The 22,262-nt window shown below is 27.3% G+C and carries 22 protein-coding genes; 4 read left to right on the top strand and 18 right to left on the bottom strand.

Features of this window, described 5'->3' with window-relative positions:
• Nucleotides 1-26 precede the first annotated feature (26 nt).
• The 12 genes from Q0W06_RS07485 to Q0W06_RS07430 all read right to left on the bottom strand — a co-directional run bounded on the left by Q0W06_RS07485 (nucleotide 27) and on the right by Q0W06_RS07430 (nucleotide 11,921).
• On the bottom strand, nucleotides 27-767 hold the full coding sequence (locus Q0W06_RS07485; RefSeq protein WP_297633426.1) for a sirohydrochlorin cobaltochelatase: 741 nt from the start codon (nucleotides 765-767) through the stop codon (nucleotides 27-29).
• A complete protein-coding gene (gene hemL, locus Q0W06_RS07480) occupies nucleotides 767-2,053 on the bottom strand; it encodes a glutamate-1-semialdehyde 2,1-aminomutase (RefSeq protein ID WP_297633424.1) in 1,287 nt (428 codons plus the stop codon). The genes Q0W06_RS07485 and hemL overlap by 1 nt, the downstream gene beginning before the upstream one ends.
• Nucleotides 2,054-2,064: 11 nt before the next feature.
• Nucleotides 2,065-3,030, bottom strand: a complete 966-nt coding sequence (gene hemB, locus Q0W06_RS07475) for a porphobilinogen synthase (RefSeq protein WP_297633422.1) — start codon at nucleotides 3,028-3,030, stop codon at nucleotides 2,065-2,067.
• Nucleotides 3,031-3,049: 19 nt separating this feature from the next.
• The gene (cobA, locus tag Q0W06_RS07470) at nucleotides 3,050-4,513 is read right to left on the bottom strand and encodes a uroporphyrinogen-III C-methyltransferase (protein WP_297633420.1); all 1,464 of its coding nucleotides are present in this window, start codon (nucleotides 4,511-4,513) and stop codon (nucleotides 3,050-3,052) included.
• A gap of 9 nt (nucleotides 4,514-4,522) precedes the next feature.
• Nucleotides 4,523-5,392 (bottom strand): hydroxymethylbilane synthase, encoded by an 870-nt coding sequence (hemC, locus tag Q0W06_RS07465; RefSeq protein WP_297633418.1) that lies wholly within the window; start codon nucleotides 5,390-5,392, stop codon nucleotides 4,523-4,525.
• A gap of 13 nt (nucleotides 5,393-5,405) precedes the next feature.
• On the bottom strand, nucleotides 5,406-6,038 hold the full coding sequence (locus Q0W06_RS07460; protein ID WP_297633416.1) for an NAD(P)-dependent oxidoreductase: 633 nt from the start codon (nucleotides 6,036-6,038) through the stop codon (nucleotides 5,406-5,408).
• Nucleotides 6,005-7,195: a glutamyl-tRNA reductase gene (gene hemA, locus Q0W06_RS07455; RefSeq protein WP_297633414.1), complete on the bottom strand. Its 1,191-nt coding sequence runs from the start codon at nucleotides 7,193-7,195 to the stop codon at nucleotides 6,005-6,007. The genes Q0W06_RS07460 and hemA overlap by 34 nt, the downstream gene beginning before the upstream one ends.
• Before the next feature lie 177 nt (nucleotides 7,196-7,372).
• Entirely contained in the window at nucleotides 7,373-8,353 is a 981-nt protein-coding gene (asrC, locus tag Q0W06_RS07450) for a sulfite reductase subunit C (RefSeq protein WP_297633412.1), read from the bottom strand.
• A gap of 19 nt (nucleotides 8,354-8,372) precedes the next feature.
• On the bottom strand, nucleotides 8,373-9,170 hold the full coding sequence (gene asrB, locus Q0W06_RS07445; RefSeq protein WP_297633410.1) for an anaerobic sulfite reductase subunit AsrB: 798 nt from the start codon (nucleotides 9,168-9,170) through the stop codon (nucleotides 8,373-8,375).
• Complete coding sequence (asrA, locus tag Q0W06_RS07440; RefSeq protein WP_297633408.1) at nucleotides 9,163-10,179, bottom strand: anaerobic sulfite reductase subunit AsrA; 1,017 nt, start codon at nucleotides 10,177-10,179, stop codon at nucleotides 9,163-9,165. The genes asrB and asrA overlap by 8 nt, the downstream gene beginning before the upstream one ends.
• A 109-nt stretch (nucleotides 10,180-10,288) precedes the next feature.
• Nucleotides 10,289-10,972, bottom strand: coding sequence for a Crp/Fnr family transcriptional regulator (locus Q0W06_RS07435; RefSeq protein WP_297633406.1), 684 nt, complete (start codon nucleotides 10,970-10,972; stop codon nucleotides 10,289-10,291).
• 172 nt (nucleotides 10,973-11,144) lie between these two features.
• Nucleotides 11,145-11,921, bottom strand: coding sequence for a formate/nitrite transporter family protein (locus Q0W06_RS07430; protein ID WP_297633405.1), 777 nt, complete (start codon nucleotides 11,919-11,921; stop codon nucleotides 11,145-11,147).
• A gap of 141 nt (nucleotides 11,922-12,062) precedes the next feature.
• Between Q0W06_RS07430 and Q0W06_RS07425 the strand changes: the two genes are divergently transcribed.
• Entirely contained in the window at nucleotides 12,063-12,671 is a 609-nt protein-coding gene (locus Q0W06_RS07425; protein WP_297633403.1) for an undecaprenyl diphosphate synthase family protein, read from the top strand.
• Between the two features lie 5 nt (nucleotides 12,672-12,676).
• Complete coding sequence (crtI, locus tag Q0W06_RS07420; protein WP_297633401.1) at nucleotides 12,677-14,122, top strand: phytoene desaturase family protein; 1,446 nt, start codon at nucleotides 12,677-12,679, stop codon at nucleotides 14,120-14,122.
• 14 nt (nucleotides 14,123-14,136) lie between these two features.
• Here crtI and Q0W06_RS07415 read toward each other — a convergent pair whose 3' ends face one another.
• From Q0W06_RS07415 to metA, 4 genes are all read right to left on the bottom strand, one after another.
• On the bottom strand, nucleotides 14,137-15,549 hold the full coding sequence (locus tag Q0W06_RS07415; protein WP_297633399.1) for a HAMP domain-containing sensor histidine kinase: 1,413 nt from the start codon (nucleotides 15,547-15,549) through the stop codon (nucleotides 14,137-14,139).
• Nucleotides 15,539-16,240: a response regulator transcription factor gene (locus tag Q0W06_RS07410; protein ID WP_297633397.1), complete on the bottom strand. Its 702-nt coding sequence runs from the start codon at nucleotides 16,238-16,240 to the stop codon at nucleotides 15,539-15,541. The genes Q0W06_RS07415 and Q0W06_RS07410 overlap by 11 nt, the downstream gene beginning before the upstream one ends.
• 131 nt (nucleotides 16,241-16,371) lie before the next feature.
• Nucleotides 16,372-17,724: a sodium-dependent transporter gene (locus Q0W06_RS07405; RefSeq protein WP_297633395.1), complete on the bottom strand. Its 1,353-nt coding sequence runs from the start codon at nucleotides 17,722-17,724 to the stop codon at nucleotides 16,372-16,374.
• 138 nt (nucleotides 17,725-17,862) lie between these two features.
• Complete coding sequence (gene metA / locus Q0W06_RS07400; protein WP_297633393.1) at nucleotides 17,863-18,783, bottom strand: homoserine O-succinyltransferase; 921 nt, start codon at nucleotides 18,781-18,783, stop codon at nucleotides 17,863-17,865.
• A 119-nt stretch (nucleotides 18,784-18,902) separates the two neighbouring features.
• Between metA and Q0W06_RS07395 the strand changes: the two genes are divergently transcribed.
• Nucleotides 18,903-19,841: a beta-propeller fold lactonase family protein gene (locus Q0W06_RS07395; RefSeq protein ID WP_297633391.1), complete on the top strand. Its 939-nt coding sequence runs from the start codon at nucleotides 18,903-18,905 to the stop codon at nucleotides 19,839-19,841.
• Nucleotides 19,842-19,880: 39 nt separating this feature from the next.
• Here Q0W06_RS07395 and yidA read toward each other — a convergent pair whose 3' ends face one another.
• Together yidA and Q0W06_RS07385 are read right to left on the bottom strand one after the other, a co-directional pair.
• Nucleotides 19,881-20,684: a sugar-phosphatase gene (gene yidA, locus Q0W06_RS07390; protein ID WP_297633389.1), complete on the bottom strand. Its 804-nt coding sequence runs from the start codon at nucleotides 20,682-20,684 to the stop codon at nucleotides 19,881-19,883.
• Entirely contained in the window at nucleotides 20,684-21,229 is a 546-nt protein-coding gene (locus Q0W06_RS07385; RefSeq protein ID WP_297633387.1) for a VTT domain-containing protein, read from the bottom strand. Before Q0W06_RS07385 ends, yidA begins: the two co-directional genes overlap by 1 nt.
• Before the next feature lie 229 nt (nucleotides 21,230-21,458).
• Here Q0W06_RS07385 and ytaF point away from each other — a divergent pair, with 229 nt between their 5' ends.
• On the top strand, nucleotides 21,459-22,076 hold the full coding sequence (gene ytaF / locus Q0W06_RS07380; RefSeq protein ID WP_297633385.1) for a sporulation membrane protein YtaF: 618 nt from the start codon (nucleotides 21,459-21,461) through the stop codon (nucleotides 22,074-22,076).
• Nucleotides 22,077-22,262 lie beyond the last annotated feature (186 nt).

Here is a 22,262-nt window from a genome sequence, read left to right as displayed (position 1 = left end):
AGATAAGAGACTGATTCAAAATTGAATCAGTCTCTTATTATATTTTTTAAATTTTCTATCGAAAAAGCTAAAAACTTTTTATCTTCTAATAATCCAAAGTTAATTTCTTTTACTCTTATTTTATTTTCAGTAAATCTACTTTTAAAACTTCCTTGTTTATCTGAATAGATATCTTTTTCAAAATGATATCCTTTAGTTAATAATAAAGGTTTAAACACCACTTCTTCTGTATTTTCCTTTAAGATACTCTTTATGATATCATCAGCTTCTTCTTTAAAGTTTAAACTTAAAAAGCTTAAATTTTTATAGTTTAAATTAACCTCTTTTTTAAACTCTTCACTTATAGAATCTACAATATCATCTTCTCTTCCATGAGATATAAATATAGTGTTGTCTCTTCCTTCAAATATTGTATCTATAAATGTTTTCTTATATTCTAATATAGGTTTTGTCTTTATTATTTTTTTAAAATTATTTTTATTATCTTCAAGAACTTTTTCAATCTTTCTATTTTCTTTTCCATCTGAAAGTACAAGTTTCAATAAAATAATTTCTTCATAGCCTAAATCTTTTATTTCCTTTATTTTTTCCTCAAAAGATAATATTCTTTCATCTTGCAACTTTTTTATTATTCGCTCTGATGTAAAGCCTATAAATGTAGGAATATTAATATTCTCTTCTATTTTACGTATAAATGGTTGGAATTGATTTTCATACCCATTTAAAGTTGATGTTCCAAAAGCAACAATCAAAATGCAATGTTTCATTATTTACTTTCCTCTATACAGAACTCTTCATACGCTTTTAAGAACTTCTCTATATGCTCTTTATTATGGTGTACTGATAAGAATAATGCTTCAAATTGTGATGGTGGTATATTAAATCCTTTATCCATCATATAAAGGAAATATCTTTTAAATCTTTCACTATTACATTCTTTAACTTTTTCAAAAGTATCTATTACTTCTTCATCAGTAAAGAAAATAGTCATCATTCCACCAATTCTATTAAATGCAACATTAATTCCATACTTATCAGATATTTCTTTTACTCCATTTTCTAACATTGCTCCAATTTCATCAATATGCTTATAGAATACTTCTTTATTATCTTTTAATTTATTTAATGTTGCAAGTCCTGCAGCAACTACTACTGGATTTCCAGACATAGTTCCAGCTTGATATACTCCACCAAGTGGTGCTAAAGATTCCATTATATCTTTTCTTCCTCCATAAACACCACAAGGAAGACCTCCACCTATTATTTTTGCATATGTTACTAAATCAGGTTTTTCATCAAAATATTTAGATGCTCCTAAATAACTTGCTCTAAATCCACTCATTACTTCATCAAATATAAGAAGTGATCCATTCTTATCACATTCAGCTCTTAAGAATTTCATAAAACTATCTTTAGCTTTTATAACTCCCATATTTCCAGCTATTGGTTCAATAATAACACAAGCTATTTCATCTCCATATTTTTCGAAGATTTCTTTTATGCTTTCTTCATCATTATATTTTGCAATAACTGTATTTTTAACTATACTATCTGGTACTCCAAGAGAACCTTTTATTCCTTCAGTTAAAACTCCTGAACCAGCTTCTATTAAAAATCCATCAAAATGCCCATGATAACACCCTGCAAATTTAACTATTTTATCTCTCTTAGTCCATCCTCTTGCAAGCTTTATAGCACTCATAGTCGCTTCTGTACCTGAGTTAACCATTCTTATCATCTCTAAGCTTTCTATTTCATCACATAAAAATTCTGCCATTTGAAGCTCACCCTTAGTTGGTGCTCCAAATGCTATAGAATCTTTTGCTGCATTACTTATTGCATTAACAACATCTTTATCACTATGACCTAATATCATTGGTCCCCATGCAAGAACAAAATCTATATATTCTTTTGAATCTTCATCCTCTAAAATAACTCCATATCCTTTTTTAATTACTTTAGGATTTATTCCCATTCCATTAAATGCTCTAACTGGGCTGTTTACTCCACCTGGCATAACTTCTTTTGACTTTAAAAAAATCTCTTTATTCATTTTGTTCACCCCTATTTATTTAAAGCTCTACTAGCTTCTAATGCATGATACGTAATTATAATATCTGCTCCAGCTCTTTTCATTGATGTTAAAGTTTCTAATATTATTCTTTCTTCATCAATAAGTCCCATTTTAGCCGCTGCTTTAATCATTGCATATTCACCACTTACATTGTATACAGCTAATGGTAAATCACAAGTATTTCTTACTTCACGAACTACATCTAAATAAGAAAGAGCTGGTTTTACCATAACGATATCTGCACCTTCTTCTATATCTTCTTTAACTTCTCTAATTGCCTCTAATCTATTTCCTGGATCCATTTGATATGTTTTTCTATCTCCAAAACTTGGTGCAGAATTTGCTGCCGCTCTGAAAGGTCCATAGTACGCTGAACAATATTTAGCTGAATAACTCATTATTGGAATATTTACAAACCCGTTGTTATCTAATATTTCTCTTATAGTTCCAACTCTTCCATCCATCATATCTGATGGTGCAATTATATCGGCTCCCGCTTTAGCATGAGATAAAGCTATTTTATTTAAATATTCTAAAGTCTTATCATTATCAACATACTCTCCATCTAAAATTCCACAATGACCATGGTCTGTATATTCGCACATACAAACATCTGTAACAACTAAAATATCTTTATTTATTTCTTTTATTTTTCTAATTCCTTTTTGTACTATTCCATCTTCACTAAATGATTCACTTCCACAACAATCTTTATGTTCTGGAATTCCGAATAATATCACACCTTTTATATTACATTCTACAACTTCCTCGATAACTTCATTTAATCTATCTACTGAGTAATGATATATACCTGGTAAAGATGAAATTTCATTTTTTATTCCTTCGCCTTCAACTACAAATATAGGGAATATAAAATCTGATGATGATAATGTTGTTTCCCTAACTAAACTTCTCATACTTTCGTTTACTCTTAATCTTCTTCCTCTTTTTATCAATTTAAACACTCCCTTTAATCTATACTAATCCAATTATTTCTTGTAAAAATCCTTCTTCTGAATGTTTTTTACACATCTTATATTCCATTTCATTTTCTTTTAATGCATTAGCTGTCTTTGGTCCAATAGCAATAGTTTTCTTTTCTTTTAACTTTTCTATTCCTATTAAATCAATCATATTTTCAACTGTAGTTGGACTTGTATATAATACATAATCTACATCATCAAAACATCTTGCATCATAAAGATTACCTTTAACAGTATTATAGATATTAACTCTATCAACTTCTGCTCCTAATTTTTCTAGGTTTTCTTTTAAATAATCTCTTGCTTTCTCTGAAGTTGGAATTAATACTCTGTCTCCTTTTGAAACAAGTTCTTTTATCTCTTCAAATAATCCTTCTGCCACAAAAGTTTTCGCTGTCTTTTTAGCTACAATTCCTCTTTTTAATAAGGCTCTCTTTGTAGCATTTCCAATAGCATAAAAGTCTCCTCTAATATTTCTTACATCATACTCTTTATCCATTAAATAATCAAAGAATATATTAACTCCATTAACTGATGTAAATATTAAGTGATTATATCCTTCTAAAATATCTATATATTGAGCTAATTGCTCTTTTCTCTCTTCTATTTTGATAGAATTTATTTCTGTAACAAATGCACCTAAATCTTTTAATGAATTTTTTAAATTAGTAGATTGTTCTTTGCTTCTTGTAATACAAATATTTTTCCCAAATAAAGGTTTCTTGATAAACCAATCTAAACTTTCATTTAATGAAACTACTTCTCCAACAACAATTATACATGGAGATTCTAAATTTGCTTCTCTAGCAAGTCTTCCTATATTCTCTAGTGTTCCAACAACCTTTTTTTGTTTAGCAGATGTTCCCTTCATAACTACAGCACTTTTAGTACTTTTATCTTTACCATGTTTCATAAGTTCATCAGTTATAATATCGATATTTTCAAGTCCCATCATAAACACTAAAGTTCCATTTTCTTTTGCTAAAGCTTCAAAATTTACATTTAGGCTTTTAGCTGACATTCCTGTTACAATATGAAAACTTTGTGATAATCCTCTATGTGTAATTGGAATTCCTGCATAGTTTAATACTGATACTGGTGATGTTACTCCTGGAATAACCTCAAACTCTAAATTTTCATCTAAAAGAGCTAGTGCTTCTTCTCCACCTCTTCCAAATACATATGGATCTCCACCTTTTATTCTTCCAACTATATGTCCCTTTTTCACAAGCTCAACTAAAAGTTCATTTATTTCTTCTTGTTTCATTGAATGAGCATTAGGTTTTTTACCGCAATAATATAATTCACAATCTTCATTTAAAAAATTCAATATATTTGTAGATACTAATCTATCATAAACAACCGCTGTACATTTTTCTAATATTCTCTTTCCTTTTAAAGTTAATAATTCTTCATCTAGAGGTCCTGCTCCGATTAAATATGCTTTTCCATTCATGTAAGTCACCTATCCTTTTAATATCTTTTCTGCTAAAGCTTCTCCTAAAGCTATATTATCACTCTTTTTCCCAGTGATATCTTTTATTACTAGTTTACCATTAACTTTAAATGTTCCCTTTAAATAAAGTTCATCTCCCATAATTTCAGAGTAAATTCCAATTAAACTATGACAATCTCCATTTAATCTTCTCATGAAACTTCTTTCAGCTTCTACACTTACTCTAACTTCTTTATTGTCTAGTTTCTTAATTTCATCTAAACCTTCAAAGTTCTTTAAGCATTCAATTCCTAATGCCCCTTGCCCAACAGCCGGAAGGAATTCTTTTGGATCAAAATATTCTGTTATAATTTTTTCCATTCCTAATCTTTTAAGTCCTGCTGCTGCAAGTATTATTCCATCTAACCCTTGTTCTTTCATTTTCTTTAATCTAGTTTGAACATTTCCTCTTATAGGTACAATATCTAAATCTGGTCTTAATCTCTTAAGCATTTCAACTCTTCTTATGCTACTTGTTCCAATTTTCCCACCTTTTTTTATATCTTTTAAAAGTACTCCATTTGAAACTAATACATCACGAATATCTTCTCTCTCCGGCATAGCAGCTAAAATAAAATCATCTTCTAATTTATATGGTACATCTTTCATACTATGAACTGCTAAGTGCGATCTTCCTTCTAATAGTGCATATTCAATTTCTTTTATAAAAAGACCTTTCCCACCAATTTTATTTAATGCAACATCTAGCCTTCTATCACCCTCTGTTACAATAAGCAGTTTTTCACCTTCTGCTGAAAGCTTTTCTTTTAAAAGTTTTATAACGTAATCAGCTTGAACTTGTGCTAATTCTGATTTTCTAGTTCCTACAATATAATTCATTTTTCCACCTATCTTAAACTATGTCATTGAAAAACATTTCTAAAACATAATTTGCTTTTCCTTTATCAAAAATATATTTAAAATCATCTTCATGGATAAAATTTAAAATTACCTTTTTATCATTTCTATCTTTTATAGTATTTCTTATATTTGTTGTATATTCTATAAAGGGCTCAAATTCTAAAAGATAATTTTCTATTTTATTTTTTAAGAATACTGAACCTTTAGGATTCTTATTTTTTATATTTAATCCCAAATTAATGTTCTTTGTAGATACAGTACTTTGAATTACAAAATCTCCATCAGTACCTTCACTACAATTTAAATAAAGCTTATCTAAACTTTCACATTCTAATTTTATCTTTTCTATAAGTATTTTATTTTCAACACATATGATTATTAAATTATGTCCATTCAGATATCTCACATTATACTCATGCTCTATCTTATTAAAAGAATTCATTTTTTCTAATTCTTCTATAAATTCTTTTGATAATACTGTGACTTCTGCTTTTGACTTTAAAAGTCCTCTCACTTTTATTAAAGCTGCATTTCCACCACCAATAATCAAAACTTTAATTTTTTTACTATAAAGAGCTATATTTAAATACTCTAAAGGAATATTTTCTTTAAAATCTCTAGACACTCTTCTTCCCTGCCCTTCAAAGCCTCTTCTTTTAATACTTCTATAGCTTTACTTGCATATAAATTTCCCATACTTTTTATCATTGTATCTACTATCTTTTCTTCTCTTCTAGTTTTTCTTTTATATGTATTATATCTCTTTTCCTTTTCTAAGTTTTCTTTTTCTCTTATTTGCTTTATATATGGAGATATTTCTCTTATTTTTAACCAGTCTTTATATTCCGTTATAAATCTCTCTATTAAAAATTTAAATTCTTCCATTTTTTCTTTTCTTAATTCTTTATTTATATCATCTATCTTACTTATATTATCTATATTTAATATTTTAAATCTTTCATTTTTATATAATTCTAAATCTACGTCTCTTGGTAGTGCTAAATCAAAAATATCTATTTTATTTCCTTCTACATTCAAATCATCTTTTTTTACAACAGTATGTGGTGCTGCTGTACATGAAATTATTCCTTCAACTTCATTTATAAATCTATTTTTCTCTTCAAATGTTAAAACTTCTACTCTCTCATCAATTTCTAACACTTTATTTTTATCTCTAACAACTATAAATACTTTAGAAATATATTTATGTGATAAAAGTCCTTTAACTACTAGTTTTCCTACGTCTCCATAGCCTAAAACCATAATTGTTCTTAATTTGTCCTCAATACATTTATTCACGCTAATAGATGCAGAGGATACAGGTATTTTATAAAGTTCCGCTTCATATCTAAATCTTTTCCCACAAGTTATTGCACTTTGAAACAATCTTAAAAGTTCATTTTTTACAAGTTTCTTCTCTAAACTATAATTAAATGCATCTTTTATTTGTCCAAGTATCTGGTCTTCTCCTAATATTTTTGAATGAAATCCACATACAACTAAAAATAAATGCTTAATTGCTATATCATTATTTACTATAAACACATATTCCATATACTTCTTGTCAAAATTAAAAGCTTCAAAAATTTTTTTTAATATTTCTTCATCTTCTAAAAAATGATTAAAATAAATTTCTGTTCTATTACATGTACTTAATATAATTAATTCTTCTACCGAATCTTTTAATTTTTCTATGGCATTTTCCTTCATTTTATTACTTACTGAAAATTTTTCTCTTATTTCAAGCGGAGTATCTTTTTTTACACCCACTAATCCTATCATAAACTTTCTACTCCTAATCTTTAATTTCAATTAATATTTTAACATAATTTTAGAAATTAAACCTATTTTATCTTTCAATATATTATATAAGTTTTTATTATATATTTTAATTTATTTTTAACTTTATGTTTTTTTCAAAAAAAGCTGGATTTTCTATTAGAAAATCCAGCTTTTTTATTAATAATTTTGTGAATTTGGATATTTGATTCCACTCCAATAAACATTATTTTTTATTATTGCTTTATCACTTAATGTAACTCCATCTAGAGCCCATTTTTTCCATTCCATAAATCCTGTTCTATCAATTATATATCCAATATGCTCTTTACCTTCTGGTGCATCTTTTAATATATATTCTCTTACATATTTATAAGTATTTAATATAATTTTTGAAATACTTTCTTCGTCAGCCCAAATTAAGAAATCTTCTCCTAGTCTTGGATTCTTCTTTCCGCTTCTTCCCATTATAGATAATCTATAATAAGTTTCTTTACTTCTAGTCCAAGCACCAGTAGGACATTCTATAACACATTGCCCACATCCGATACATTTTTGAGGATCTCTTACTACTTTATAGTTTTCAACAGTTAATGCACCTGTTGATTTCTTTTTACAAGCTCTTACACATGCACCACAACTTACACATCTATCATATTCATATTGTGGTTCTGTCATCCCTATAATTCCAAAGTCATGCATTCTTACTTTCATACAATCGTTTGGACATCCAGTTAATGCAACTTTAAAATGTAAATCATTTGGAAAAATTTCTTTTTCTATTCTTTTTGCAAACTTAGTTGTATTATAGTTCCCAAAAGGACAAACTTGATTTCCGATACAAGCTGAAACATTTCTTGTTCCTGCTGCTGAATAACCTGTTCCTTCTACAACTTGATTTATTTCTAATCCTTCAATTACATCTTGAAGCATATCATTTACTTTATCAACGTCTTGCATTTTAATTCCTGGAATTTCAAAACCTTGTCTAGTAGTAATATGAAGGCCTCCATTTCCATAAGTTTCTGCAATTTCTGCTAATCTAGTTAAATGTTTTGCTTCTATATGCCCACCTGGAACTCTAACTCTTGAAGCTGTTATTCCTCTTTCTTTTGTGTATCTAAAAGCATTCTTTTTTAATTTTTTTAAATTTATATCCACAGTATTCCCTCCAAACTTACTAATCTATTAAGTCTTTTCCTTTTGTATAGTTAAATACTGGACCATCTAAACAAATATATGTATCATCTATTTTGCAGTGTCCACATTTTCCTACTCCACAGCACATTTTTCTTTCTTGAGAAATCCAAATATTTTCTTCCTTAATTCCTCTTTTCAAGAATTCTAGAACTGTAAATTTCATCATCATAGGAGGTCCTACAACTATTACTTGAACATTTTCTATATCTTTTATTTCTAATTCTGGAATGAATTTAGTTACAAGACCTGTATGTCCTGTATATCCTTCTTCTGCTGAATCAACTGTAACTATTAAGTTATCTAATTCTTTTTCCCAAGCTTTTAAATCTTCTTTAAATAAAGCATCTTTAGGTGATTTGAAACCAACTATTAATGTAGATCCTGTAGATTCTTCTTTATTTTTAGCAAAATGATCTACAACACCTCTAACTGGTGAAAGTCCTGTTCCTCCAGCAACAACAACAATTTCTTTTCCTTTATAATTATCTATATCAAATCCATTTCCATAAGGACCTCTCATGAAAAGTTTATCTCCAACATAATTATTAAATACTTCATTTGTTACTTTTCCAACTTTTCTTATTGTTAAGTCTACAAAGTTTTCACCAATTCCACTTACTGAAATTGGAGCTTCTCCATATTTAGGTAACGATATTTCAAAAAATTGTCCTGGCTTAACTTCGCCTTCAAATTCCATTCTAAAAGTATATTCTATTTCAGTATGTTTAATTACATCTAATATTCTTGATACATATGGTATATATTCATTCTTATTCATCTGCAGTCACCTCGTCCATTGCTTTTCTTAATTTATTTACAGCACCTGGCATACTAATGTATTGTGGGCATATATCATCACATCTTCCACATCCAGTACACATGTGATAGCCCCATCTCTTTTTGTAATCATAAACTTTATGCATTACTTTAAATCTCATTTTTTCGCCATTAGCTTTTCTAAATTCATGTCCACCAGCCATTGTAGTAAATCCAGCTACTTGACAAGATGCCCAGACTCTTCTTCTTTCTCCAGCTTTTTCATTATCCTTATAGAATATATCTTGCATTGTGTTACAAGTACATGTTGGACATACAAAATTACATCTTCCACAAGCGATACATCTTTCATTGTATTCATTCCACATAGTTGATTTAAAAATTCTTGTATCTATATTATCTGGAATATCTACTTTTATATCATTTGAAGTAACAAATTCTTTTTCTACTTCACATTCTACTTTGTCTAAAGATTCAACTGCATTCTTTATTTCTTCATCTTTTATATCTATGTAAACGAAATCTTCATCAACCTTTAAATATGCATCATAAGCATCTGTTTTATTTGTTTCCATTGAAACACAGAAACAATTTTCAAAACTCTTCTCACAACCTATTACTATAAACTTCGCTTTTTCTCTTATTCTTTTATAATAGACATCTTCAAATCCATTATTTAAGTATATATCATCAAATCTTTTTATAGCATGCATATCACAACTTCTTAAAATAATAACTGGTATATATTCTTCACCTTTAGATTCTTTAAATTCATCTTCTGTAAAGAAAAATAATGTTTGCGTAATTGGTGTTATTATTTCCTTTGATGAAAAATTTGATTTTTTATCAAAAATAATTTCTGATATATCCTCTATCTCACCATATCTTATCATATCAGTTTCTGAGAATCTTCCTTTTCCTTCAAAAACCTTTGGAGCAAAAACTTTTACTCTAGGAGAAATACTTTTTATTAAACTATTTACATCCTCTTTTCTTAATTTGATACCCATAATAAAACTCCTTCCAAAATCAAAACATAAAATTCACTTCATTAGAATTATGCTCATTATTTCCTAAAGTTATTATAAAGTTTTAACAATCTTTATACTGTAATTTTTATCACACTCCCTTAAAATATTCTGACAATTTATCTCTATCTACAACTATAATATCCTTATTATCCTTTATAATCAGTCCTTGTTTTACCAATGTATTTACTCCTCTTGAAACAGTTTCTCTTGGCATTCCAAACATTTCTGATAGATATGTCACACTAATTTTGATATTTATTCTACAACCTCTTTCTTCCATAACCCCATAATCCTTGGACAGTTTCCACAATTTAGCAGCTATTCTTTTTTCTATCTTAAGCGGTGTTGAATTTTTTATTTGTCTATATGTACGCCTTAATTTTCTACTTAATCCATTTAACACTATTTTAGTAAGCTCAAAATCCCCTTCCATAATATCTAAAAAATCAAATTTATTTATACTTATAAGCTCACAATCTTCAAACACTTCACAGCTAACTGAAGCTGGTAAATCATCAATAAGAACTTCATTTAATATCTCATCTGGACCTAATATAAATATTATTTTTTTATAAGAACTTTCCGAAAATTTATAAAGAGCAACCTTTCCACTTATTAAAATATATATATTGTTTATTATTTCCTTGTCCCTAAAAATATGCTCTCCCTTTTTTACTTTAATTTTATCGCCATAAAGACTTAATTTCATAAGTGTACTTTTTTTTGAAGTTCTTAACATCGCTATCTTTTTTAGTTCTTCTATATCAACCAATACTTCTTCCTCCTTAAAGCAATTCTATTTTTATTATATCATTTTCTATGAAAGAATAGTTTAAACACTTTCCTTCTTATAAACTTTTATCACCCAATTTATATTATATAATTTTTTACAAATTTAAAAGACTGTCCTCTTATAAGACAGCCTTTCTCTCTATAATATTCTTCTATTTCTTTATTTTTGTCTTTGAAATTAAATGATACGGCATAGCTACAAAAACAGCTCCACCTATAATATTTCCTATTGTCGCAAAAACAATATTAGTTAAAGCTGAATTTACTGTCATAAGTTCTTTGAAATCTCCAAATAACCCCATCATAAATAAAGACATATTAGCAATACTATGCTCAAATCCACTAGTAACAAAAACTAAAAGACATAATCCTATAATAATAATTTTAGCCCCTTCATCCTTCATCTTTATGTAACACCATACAGATAGACAAACTAAAATATTACAAAGTATTCCTCTTACTAGAATTTGATCTATTGGAACATTTATTTTTGATAATGCTCCCTCAACCATATATTCTCCAACAATTCCTTTATTAAGACCAGACATTTGAAATAATATTGCTACTACAAAGGATCCTATAAAGTTTCCTAAGTAACTAAATCCCCAAATCTTTATAACATCAAGCTTAGTTACTTCTTTTTCTAAAAATCCTGCTGTCATAACAAAATTATTTCCCGTAAAAAGTTCTGCACCTGCAAACATTACTAATACTAACGCTACTGAAAATACGATTCCCATAACAAGCTTTGTAGCTGGTGAATGCGCTTCATTAAACTTTGCTCCTACAGTATATGCTAATATTATAGCTAGTCCAACATACATCCCTGCAAGAGCTGCTGCCATAATATATGCCTTCTTATTGTCATGAAAAAAATCCCTCTTCTTTTTAGCTCCCTCTACTACCTTAAAAAAATCTGCACTATACATAAATTCTCCCCCTAAATAAAATCTCCCTTCTTAATATACATATTTTATTCACACTTTTCAATATTTATCTATTATTTTTGGCATAAAATATCTTTTTTTGTTAATAATACAACTATATCAAACAAAAAGGAGACTAAGATTATGAGATTACCAAACCATATTGGAATAATTCCCGATGGGAATAGACGATTTGCTACATCATTAGGTCTTACTAAAGATGCTGGATATAGTCATGGAATACTTCCTGGCGTAGCTCTTTTTAAACAATGTGAAAAACTTGGAGTAAAAGAATTAACTTTTTATGGATTTACTTTAGATAATACAAAGCGTCCTACTTCACAAAAAACAGCTTTTATCAGAGCATGTATTCGTTCTGTTAAACTCATCTCTAAAGAAAATGCAGAAATTCTAGTAGTTGGAAATACAGAATCTAAAAATTTTCCAAAAGAATTAATTCCATACACTACGCGAAAAATTTGTAATAACGGTGGACTAAAAGTAAACTTTCTCATTAACTATGGTTGGGAATGGGATTTAAAAAATACAGCTGATTTAAGATCAAAAGATATATCACGTATGGATTTAATTATTCGTTGGGGTGGTCGTAGACGACTAAGTGGTTTCTTACCAGTTCAATCTGTTTATTCTGATTTCTATATAATTGATGATTATTGGCCTAAATTTAAAGAAAATCATTTAATACAAGCATTAAATTGGTATGATAGCCAAGATGTTACTTTAGGAGGATAGTTTTTATGAAAGCAGCTCTAGTCATAGGTGCCGGTGTCTCAGGCTTAGCATCAGCATTAAGACTTCAAAGCAAGGGATATACAGTTACTATAATAGAAAAAAATTCTTTCCTTGGCGGAAAAACAAGTATCTTATCACTTAACCATACTTCCTTTAATTTAACTGCAACTATTCCTATGCTTTTTCAAAATTTCATAAATCTTTTTGAAGATATTGGTGAGGATTATAGGGACTACTTAACTATAAATAATCTTCATACTATCTATAAAGCTTTCTTTATTAATTCAGCACCATTAGAAATATCTTCTAATTTAAATTTATTATCTCAAAATTTTTCTAATACTGAATTAAAAGAGTATTTATCTCTTCTTTGTGATGCAAAGGAAAAGTATGCTCTTATGCAAAATAATTTTTTAAACAAAAAATCTAAGATTACTCTAAAAAAAATGATAAGTCTTATAAAATTGCGTCCCTCACTATCACCATACGCCTACTTTAAAAATAACTTATCAAACATTAAACTAATCAAAGCTTTAACATTTCAAAGTATGTATGTTGGAACTTCTCCTTTTGAAGCTCCTAGTATATTCTCAATACTCCCTTTAATAAATAATGTTAATGGATTAGTCAATATCGAGGGCGGTGTACATAGTTTTATTAAAGCTTTAAACACTATTTTTATAAAAAGAGGAGGAAAATATCTTTTTAACTCACCAGTTAAATCTTTTACTTTTAAAGAGAATTCTTGTACTGGTGTTTTACTAGATAATGATACTGAATTAACTGCCTCATTAACAATTTCTAGTATTGATTTTCCATACACATTACAAAATCTTATTCCACCTAGACTTACACGAAAATCATTTCCTTTTGATTGTTATGAGAAAGATGAAATGAGTTGTTCAACATTTATTTTATATTTAACTTTAAATAAAGATATATCTAATTTAAATACTCATAATATTTTTATAAACAAAAATTTTAAGGATTCAATAAACTCTTCATTTTCAGGCAAAATTCCTAAAAATCCTTCACTTTATGTTTATAAGTCTTCAACTAATACAGAAAATATAAATTTAAATATTATTATGCGTGTTCCTAATTTACTTTATTTACCTGATACTTTTTGGAGTTTTGAAAATATCTCCAAACTAGAAGAGCATATAATTTTTACTTTAGAAGAATTTCTTAAACTTAGAAATATTTCTTCTTGCATCGTAAATAAGCGTTCTATGACTCCAGTTCATTTTAAAAATCTTTTCAATAATCATGCTGGTTCTTGTTTCGGAATAGTTCCAAATATTTCTAATTTAGATTTTTTAAGACCTCAATGTAAAATAAAAAATTTAGAGAACTTATATTTTGTAGGAGACTCAATTCATCCTGGTAGCGGAATTTCTACAGTTTTAACTTCTGTAAAAATCGCTATCAATGAAGCCATTAATAAATAAAGCTTAGAAAGTTTCTACTTTCTAAGCTTTATTTTAAATGTTGCACCTTTTTTAGATTCAATCAAATTTATTCTTCCACTATGATTTTCAATTATTTTTTTAGTTATTGAAAGCCCCAGTCCTGTTCCTCCATTAGTTTGCCTACTTTCATCTCCTCTAACAAATTCGTCAAATAAATTTGTTTTTATATTTTGAGGAATTCCTACTCCATCATCTTTTATTATTATTGTTACAAACCTTTCTTCACACTCTAAGCTAATCCACATATTCTTCCCTATTTCATTATATTTCATTGAATTTTCTATTATATTGCTTATAGCTCTTTTAAATAATTTTATATCAATAGGCATTACCACACTCTCTTCTGGTATACTAACATGTAATTCGATTCCTATGTGCTCGAGTTCCTCATAATAATCAACAATAGCTGTTCTTAAAACTTCACATATATCAACATTTAAATAATTAAACTTAAAACTTTTATTATCTAATTTTACAAATTCAAAAAGTTCTTCAATAAGTTCACTTACTCTTTCACTTTTCTTATATATAGCCCTATAGTATTGTTCTCTCTCTTCTTCACTTTCAAGCATTCCTTCTGAAAGTGCAGCTGAATAACTTTTTATAGTTGTCATTGGAGTTTTTATATCATGTGATAAGTCTAATAACATTTGATTTTTACTTTTTTCAAGCCTTCTATTTTCTTCTTCACTTGTATTTAATTTATCTATTAAATAATTTAAAGTATCTCTAATTCCTTCAAACTCCTCTTCTCCTTTAAAGTGTATCTTTTCATTATAGTTTCCATTAATTATACTAATTAATGCGTTATCAATTTCTGTTAAAGGTTTTTTTAACTTTTTAGCCGTATATACACTATATAAAATTATACATAATATTGAGAATCCTGCTGCTATAATAATTACCTTTGCATATTCTTTATAGAATGGTTTCCCTATACTAAATGGTACTTTAAATAAATTTAAACTTAATTTTAGTTTATCTTTTGGAATTCTTAATAAGCAATAGTACTCTTGATTATCTTTATCCTTTACTGCATTCATGAGAATATCATAATTTCCATCCTCTTTTTTAGTTGCAAGTTCTAGAAGTTGTTCTTGAGTATACTCTTTACTTTCATGTGGAATTTTCCCATATCTTCTAACTACAACACCCTCTTTATTTATTATTTCCATTTCCCCATTTAATTCTTTAAGTTCATTTGTATTTATAGTAGTATAATCTATATATTCTCCTGAGACTATATCAAATAATGGAACACTATTTTTTTCAATAACCTTTGGTAATTGAAGTGCTATATAAAGATATGTTACACCACAGATTATTCCTAATATAATTACAAACGATATGTATCTTTTAAATACTGATACTACTAACTTATCTCTTTTTTTTCTTTTATTGAACATTTTTTTCAAACCTATAACCTAATCCTCGAATAGTTTTTAAATATTTAGGTGTTTTCCCATCATCTTCAATCTTATCTCTTAATCTACTTATATGAACCATTATTGTATTATCACCACTTAAAAAACTTTCATTCCATACTTCTTCAAATATTTGATTTTTAGTTAATATTCGTCCTGGATTTTCCATAAAGTATTTTAGTATCTTATATTCAATTGATGTAAGTTCTAGCTCTTCACCTTTAAATTTCACTTTTACATTGAATCTATCTAATATGATATCTCCTATTTTTATTAATTCTTTTTCATTATCTTCATTTTCCATAAGCTTATAAACTCTTCTTATTTGAGCCTTAACTCTAGCTACTACTTCTAAAGGGTTAAATGGTTTAGTAATATAATCATCTGCACCATAATCTAATCCTTCTATTTTATCATTATCTCTACTTCTAGCTGATAAAAGTATAATTGGAATTGTTGATTCTTTTCTTAATTCTTTTAATACTCTATATCCATCTATTTTAGGCATCATTATGTCTAATACTGCTAAATCTATTTTTATTTTCTTACTAATATTTAATGCTTCTACTCCGTCTGTTGCTTTTATTATATTGAAATTTTCCTTGCTTAAGTATAATTCTAAAACATCTAGTATCTCTTTTTCATCATCACATAACAATATATTATATTTCACATAATCATCCCCGTTTTCTTTTTTATTTAATAATAGCTAAGTTTTATTTATAATTTTAATTTTTCTACTAAATTTTAAATTAGGGCTGTTATAAAACAGCCCTTAAATAAATTATATCATATTTTTATCTTCTATATAAATGTCTTTAAAAATACTATTACTATTAATACTGGCGTTATATATTTTATTATAAATAAAATTATATTTACTATTCCTGTATTTTTCAAAGTATTATTATTATTAAGTTGATCTATAATTTTTTTCTTGCTTACAAAATACCCTACCATAATAGTTACTAAAATCCCATTTACAGGTAATAATATATTAGAAACTATATTATTAAATAAATCAAAAAAACTATCTCCAAAAATTTTAATATTTCCTAATACACCTTCTGGGTTTGCTGATAAGGCTGCCAATGCCCCAAACATAATTACAATTATTGTATTTATAATTATTGCTTTACTTCTTTTCATTTTAAACTCTTCAGTAAATGTTGCAATAAGAACTTGAACTATAGATATGGTTGCCATAGTTGCTGCCATTGCTGTTAATAGGAAAAATACTATTCCTAATATCCTTCCTCCTGGCATTTTAGAAAAAATTAAAGGAACTGTATTAAATAATAATCCTGGTCCTTGTGATGGCTCTAAGTTAAATGAAAATACTGCTGGAAATATAGCAAGTCCAGCTATTAAAGATACACAGGTATCAGCTAATGCAACTTTTCCAGCTGTTTTTATTAATTCATTATCTTCTGTAAAATAACTACTATATGTATACATTGTCCCTGTTCCTACTGATAATTTAAAAAATGCAAGACCTAATGCTGTAAGTACTACGCTTAAACTCACCTTAGAAAAATCTGGCTTCAATAAAAACTTTACCCCCTCCATAGCACCTGGTAACGTTAAACTTCTTATTGCACATATCACTAATAAAGCAACTAATATTGGCATCATAATTTTCGTTATTTTTTCAATTCCACTTTTTACTCCTAGTCCTAATATAATTCCAACAACACTTAATGCTACAATTTGCCATACTATAGGTCCCATAGGCCCCATACTAACTTTATTAAACATTTCTATAGCACCATCTGCCGTTATTCCTTTAAACCCACTAGTAATTGCTTTAAATACATAACAATATACCCAGCCTACTACTACCGTATAAAAAAATAACATCATGTAAGAAGCTACAAGTCCAATAATTCCAATTATTTTAAATCCTTTTTTCTCAGTTATTTCTGAAACTGCTCCATATACATTTTTTCTTGTGCTTCTTCCAACAACAAACTCACATATTAATGTTGGAATCCCAATCATTAATATACAGCCTAAATATACAATAATAAAAGCTGCTCCTCCATTTTCTCCAACTACAAAAGGAAACATCCATATGTTACCTAATCCAACTGCTGAACTTAATGTTGCTAAGAACACCGTAAGTCCTGATGAAAACTTCTCCCTTTTTTCTTCCATCTTGTCCCCCACCTTTGTTTTTATTTTTTTAATAAGTATATAATATTATTTATAGTTTGTTCAATATTTATTTTCATAAATATTTTTATTTATTACTTTCTTATTATAAAAAAAATAAAATAAGGCTAAATATTAGCCTTATTCTCCTATTAGCCTTATATTATACGGTGTATTTTGATAAACACAGTAATTTAACCAATTACTAAAAATTATATTTGCCGCACCTCTCCATATTACAGGCTTAATTTTATCTATATTATTTTCTTCAAAATAGTTTTTAGGTTTTTCAATCCTTGCACCTTTTTCAACATCTCTTAAATACTCATTTTTTAAAGTCTCTCTATCATATTCTAAATGACCTGTTATAAAAATTTGCCTAAACCCTTTCGTACTTACAATAAATATCCCTGCTTCCTCTGACTCTGAAAGTATTGTAAGTTTCTCATTTTTTAATACACCTTTTTTATCTATCTCTGTATACCTTGAGTGAGGTGCCCAAAATTCATCATCTAATCCTCTTAATAAACTTGATTTAGTTTTAGTTATATAATGACTGAAAACTCCAAATTTCTTTTTGCATAAAACTTTTTTTTCTATATTGTAATGATAATATAATCCGGCTTGCGCTCCCCAACAAATATGAATTGTTGACTGTACATTTCTTTTACTCCATTCCATTATTTCTTTTAGTTCACCCCAATATGCTACTTCTTCAAATTCTAATTGTTCTACAGGTGCACCTGTTATTATAAGTCCATCTAATTTTTCTTTTTCTATTTCTTTAAAGTGTACATAAAATTTATCTAAATGTTCCTTTGGGGTGTTTTGAGATTTATAAGTTTCTGTTTTTATTAATTTTATATGGACTTGAAGTGATGTATTAGATAAATATCTTAACAATTGATTTTCTGCTTCAATCTTTTTAGGCATTAAATTTAATATTCCTATTTTTAAAGGTCTTATATCTTGGTTATCCGCTCTCTCTTCATTTATTACAAATATATTCTCCTTTGTTAAAACTTCATAAGCTGGTAGTTCTTTCGGTATTGTTATTGGCATTATATCACTCTCCCCTTTATTAATTATTAAAACATATTTTTACATTAAAAGGAAATTTTTATGATATTTTTAGTTTTAATGCTATAATTAAATTATTATACCTTTAAGGAGCGATAAATATGAACTCAAAATTTCTAATTGGAACTTATACAAAAAGATATAGTAAAGGAATCTATGAATTGACTATTGATGAAAATGGATTAGGAGACTTAAGAAAAGTTTTCAAATTAAATAATCCTACTTATTTAGATATGCATGAAAATCTTTTAATTTCCTCTCATGGAGCAGATGGAATTGGTGGTGTTGTCCTATTTAATTATAAAGATGAAACCCTCTATCCTTTAGATAAATCTGATAAATTCACTTGCTCACCTTGTCACGTAAGTATTTATAAACAATTTGCTTTATCTTCTAATTATCATGATGGAATTTTTATATTATACAAGATAACTCCTGATAATTATTTAAAAGAAGTAAATAGAATAACTTTAAAAGAAAGTAATCTTCATTTTTCTTCCGTCTATAAAGATCATTTATATCTAGTAGATGCTAAAAATGCAACTATCTACATTTATGATTTTTCTACGCTTACTTTACTTGGAAAAATTGAATTAGAACTTTTCTCAAAACCTCGTCATATAGCATTTAAAAATAATCTTGGCTATATTATCACAGAAGGAACTAATCAAATAATTATTTTTAGTACTGATGATTTTAATATATTAGCTCAATATGAACCTTTAGATCTACATTCTACAGATTTAGAAGGATCAGCTATTTTAATTAAAGATGATTTACTTTATTCAGCTGAAAGAAAAACAAATACAATTTCTGTATTTAAAATTTTAGAGACTGGTGAATTACAGCATTTACAAAACTTTAATCATGAGACTATAAATGCGCCTAGAGATTTTACCATTTCAAAGGATAATAGACTTATTTGTTTAAATAGTCTTAAAGATTCTATATCTATTTTTACTATAGATAGTTTAGGATTAATAAAAGATTTCCAAAGTGAAATTTTTGTTCCTGAGCCAATCTGTGTAAAAGAACTTTAAAAATAAAAGAGAGAAATTTTCAAAATTTCTCTCTTTATCTTATAATACAAATTTTTCTATAGCTTTAGCTACTCCATCATTGTCATTTGAATCTGTTATATAATCAGCAATTTCCTTTAATTCATCTGAACCATTATCCATAACAATTCCAAGTCCTGCATATTCTATCATTGGATAATCATTCATTGCATCTCCCATAGTTATAATTTCATCTTTTTTAATACCTAGGTGTTCTGCTAAAAGTTTTACTCCAAGACCTTTATTTGCTTCCTTATTAAAAAATTCTAAAAAGAATGGTGCACTTCTTGCTATACTATACTTCTCTTTTAATTCTTCTGGTAATTTTTCAATTCCCTCTTCAAGAATTTCTGGTTCATCTATCATCATTATTTTAATAATTTCTTCTTCTAAATCTAAATTTTCATGGCTTACTTCAGTTAATCCAATAAAATTTTGATCTGCTTCATATTGAGTATATTTACTATTTTTAGGTGTTATTAATCCTCTAGTTTTTGAGAATGCATGTATGTTTACTCCTACTTCACGACTTAAATTATATAAATAATTTAAATCTTCTCCCTTTATAGTTACATCACAAATAACATCTCTTGATTTACTTTTTTGAACTAAACATCCATTATAGCTTAAAACATAATCATCATCACTAATTAAGTCTAATTCAGTTAAATATTTTAAAAGTCCATCTATGGGTCTTCCAGATGCTAAAACCACATAAACTCCTTTTTCTCTCGCTTTTTTTATTGCTTCTTTTGTTCTTTCTGAAATTTTCTTTTCACTATTTAAAAGTGTCCCATCCATATCTAATGCTATTAACTTGTACATTATCTTTTCTCCTTTTTCACTGTTTTATAAATTAAATAAATAGCAACTCCACCAATTACAGCTTGTATACCTTTTGCACCTGTTGTTAAAACCCCATAACTAACAAGCATTTCTATTCCTATTGACGGCATCTTTCCTAAGCAAGTTGCTAATAAATATCTTAAATCATCAATTTCACTTATTGATGCTGCAAGAGTTACTATTCCTGATGGAATAAATGGAATAACTCGAGCTTGAAAAATTAAAAATGCGCATTTATTTCCCTTACTACTACTTATCTTGTTTATAAGTTCGTATTTAGAAAAATTGTTTTCTATTGTTTTTTTAAACCCTTTTCTATATAATTTAAGACTTATATAATTCCCAAAAGTTTCTCCTAATAAAGAAATTAAAAATCCTAAAAAAGGTCCAAAAAATATTAAGTTAGCTCCTGTTACAAATACTGATGGAACAAGTCCTAATATGGCAACAATCAAGCTTACAAACATACTTATAATGAATGCCCATTCTCTATAATCATTTAAAATCTTAACCATAGTATCCATCTTTAATTCTCCTTTTCCCATATCCATTATACAACAATGTATAAATATTAACATTATAATTTAAAAATTCTAAAATAAAATATTCCCTTTTTACTATTTCATCAATTACACACCATCTAATACTTCTTAATTTACATTTAGTATCTATTATCTATATCTTGTCGAATATTGGAACTTATGTATTTTATATTGCATATATTATTATTAATTAATATTATCGAGGTAGTATATGAATCTAATTATTTTAGTTATTTCGTTAGTTTTAGATTCTTTTGCTTCAAGTATTGCATATGGCTCAGATAATATAAAAATTCCTAATTTTTATATTATTATTATTAATTTTATATGTTGTTTAGTTCTTTCATTATCAATATTTTTAGGAATTAGTATTTTAGATTTCATTCCTAAAGGATTACCCAACAAATTAAGCTTTTCTATATTTTTTATACTAGGGTTCTATAAACTATTTGAAGTAATAATCAAAAATTTTCTCAAAAAATTTTATGCTAGAAATAAGCCTTTAACTTTTAAAGCTTTTGATATGAAATTTGCTCTTAATGTTTATTTAGATGAAAAATCTGCTGATTTTGATAAATCTAAATGTATTTCATTAAAAGAAAGCTTTTACTTATCCTTAGCTCTCTCTTTAGATAGTTTAGCTGTGGGAATTGGTATAAGTTTTTTAAATATAAATTATTATGTTCTTATCTTCTTAGCTTTTATCCTAGGTATAGTTTCTTTTAAACTAGGATTTATCATTGGAAAAAAACTTTCAAAGAAAAAAGAATTAAATCTTTCTTGGCTTTCAGGAATTATTTTAATTTTTATTGCTTTTTCTAAATTATAATTTTCTATAGATATTAATGAACATTATATTTATAGAACTTTCGTTAAATCCAACTTTAACAAAATAATTCTTTAATTCAAAATAATTTTATTAAAAAAAGTGTCAACATTGTTGACACTCTAAAGGCTGCTTTAAAGTGGACCCTATGTCAAGGACATTTTAAAAAAGAGCTATGCAACAAGAAGT

The sequence above is a fragment of the uncultured Clostridium sp. genome, assembly GCF_947072515.1.
In the GTDB taxonomy this organism is placed as follows: Bacteria; Bacillota; Clostridia; order Clostridiales; family Clostridiaceae; genus Clostridium.
Note: the sequence above shows the minus strand (reverse complement) of the source record. Positions and strands in the feature narration are given on the sequence as shown.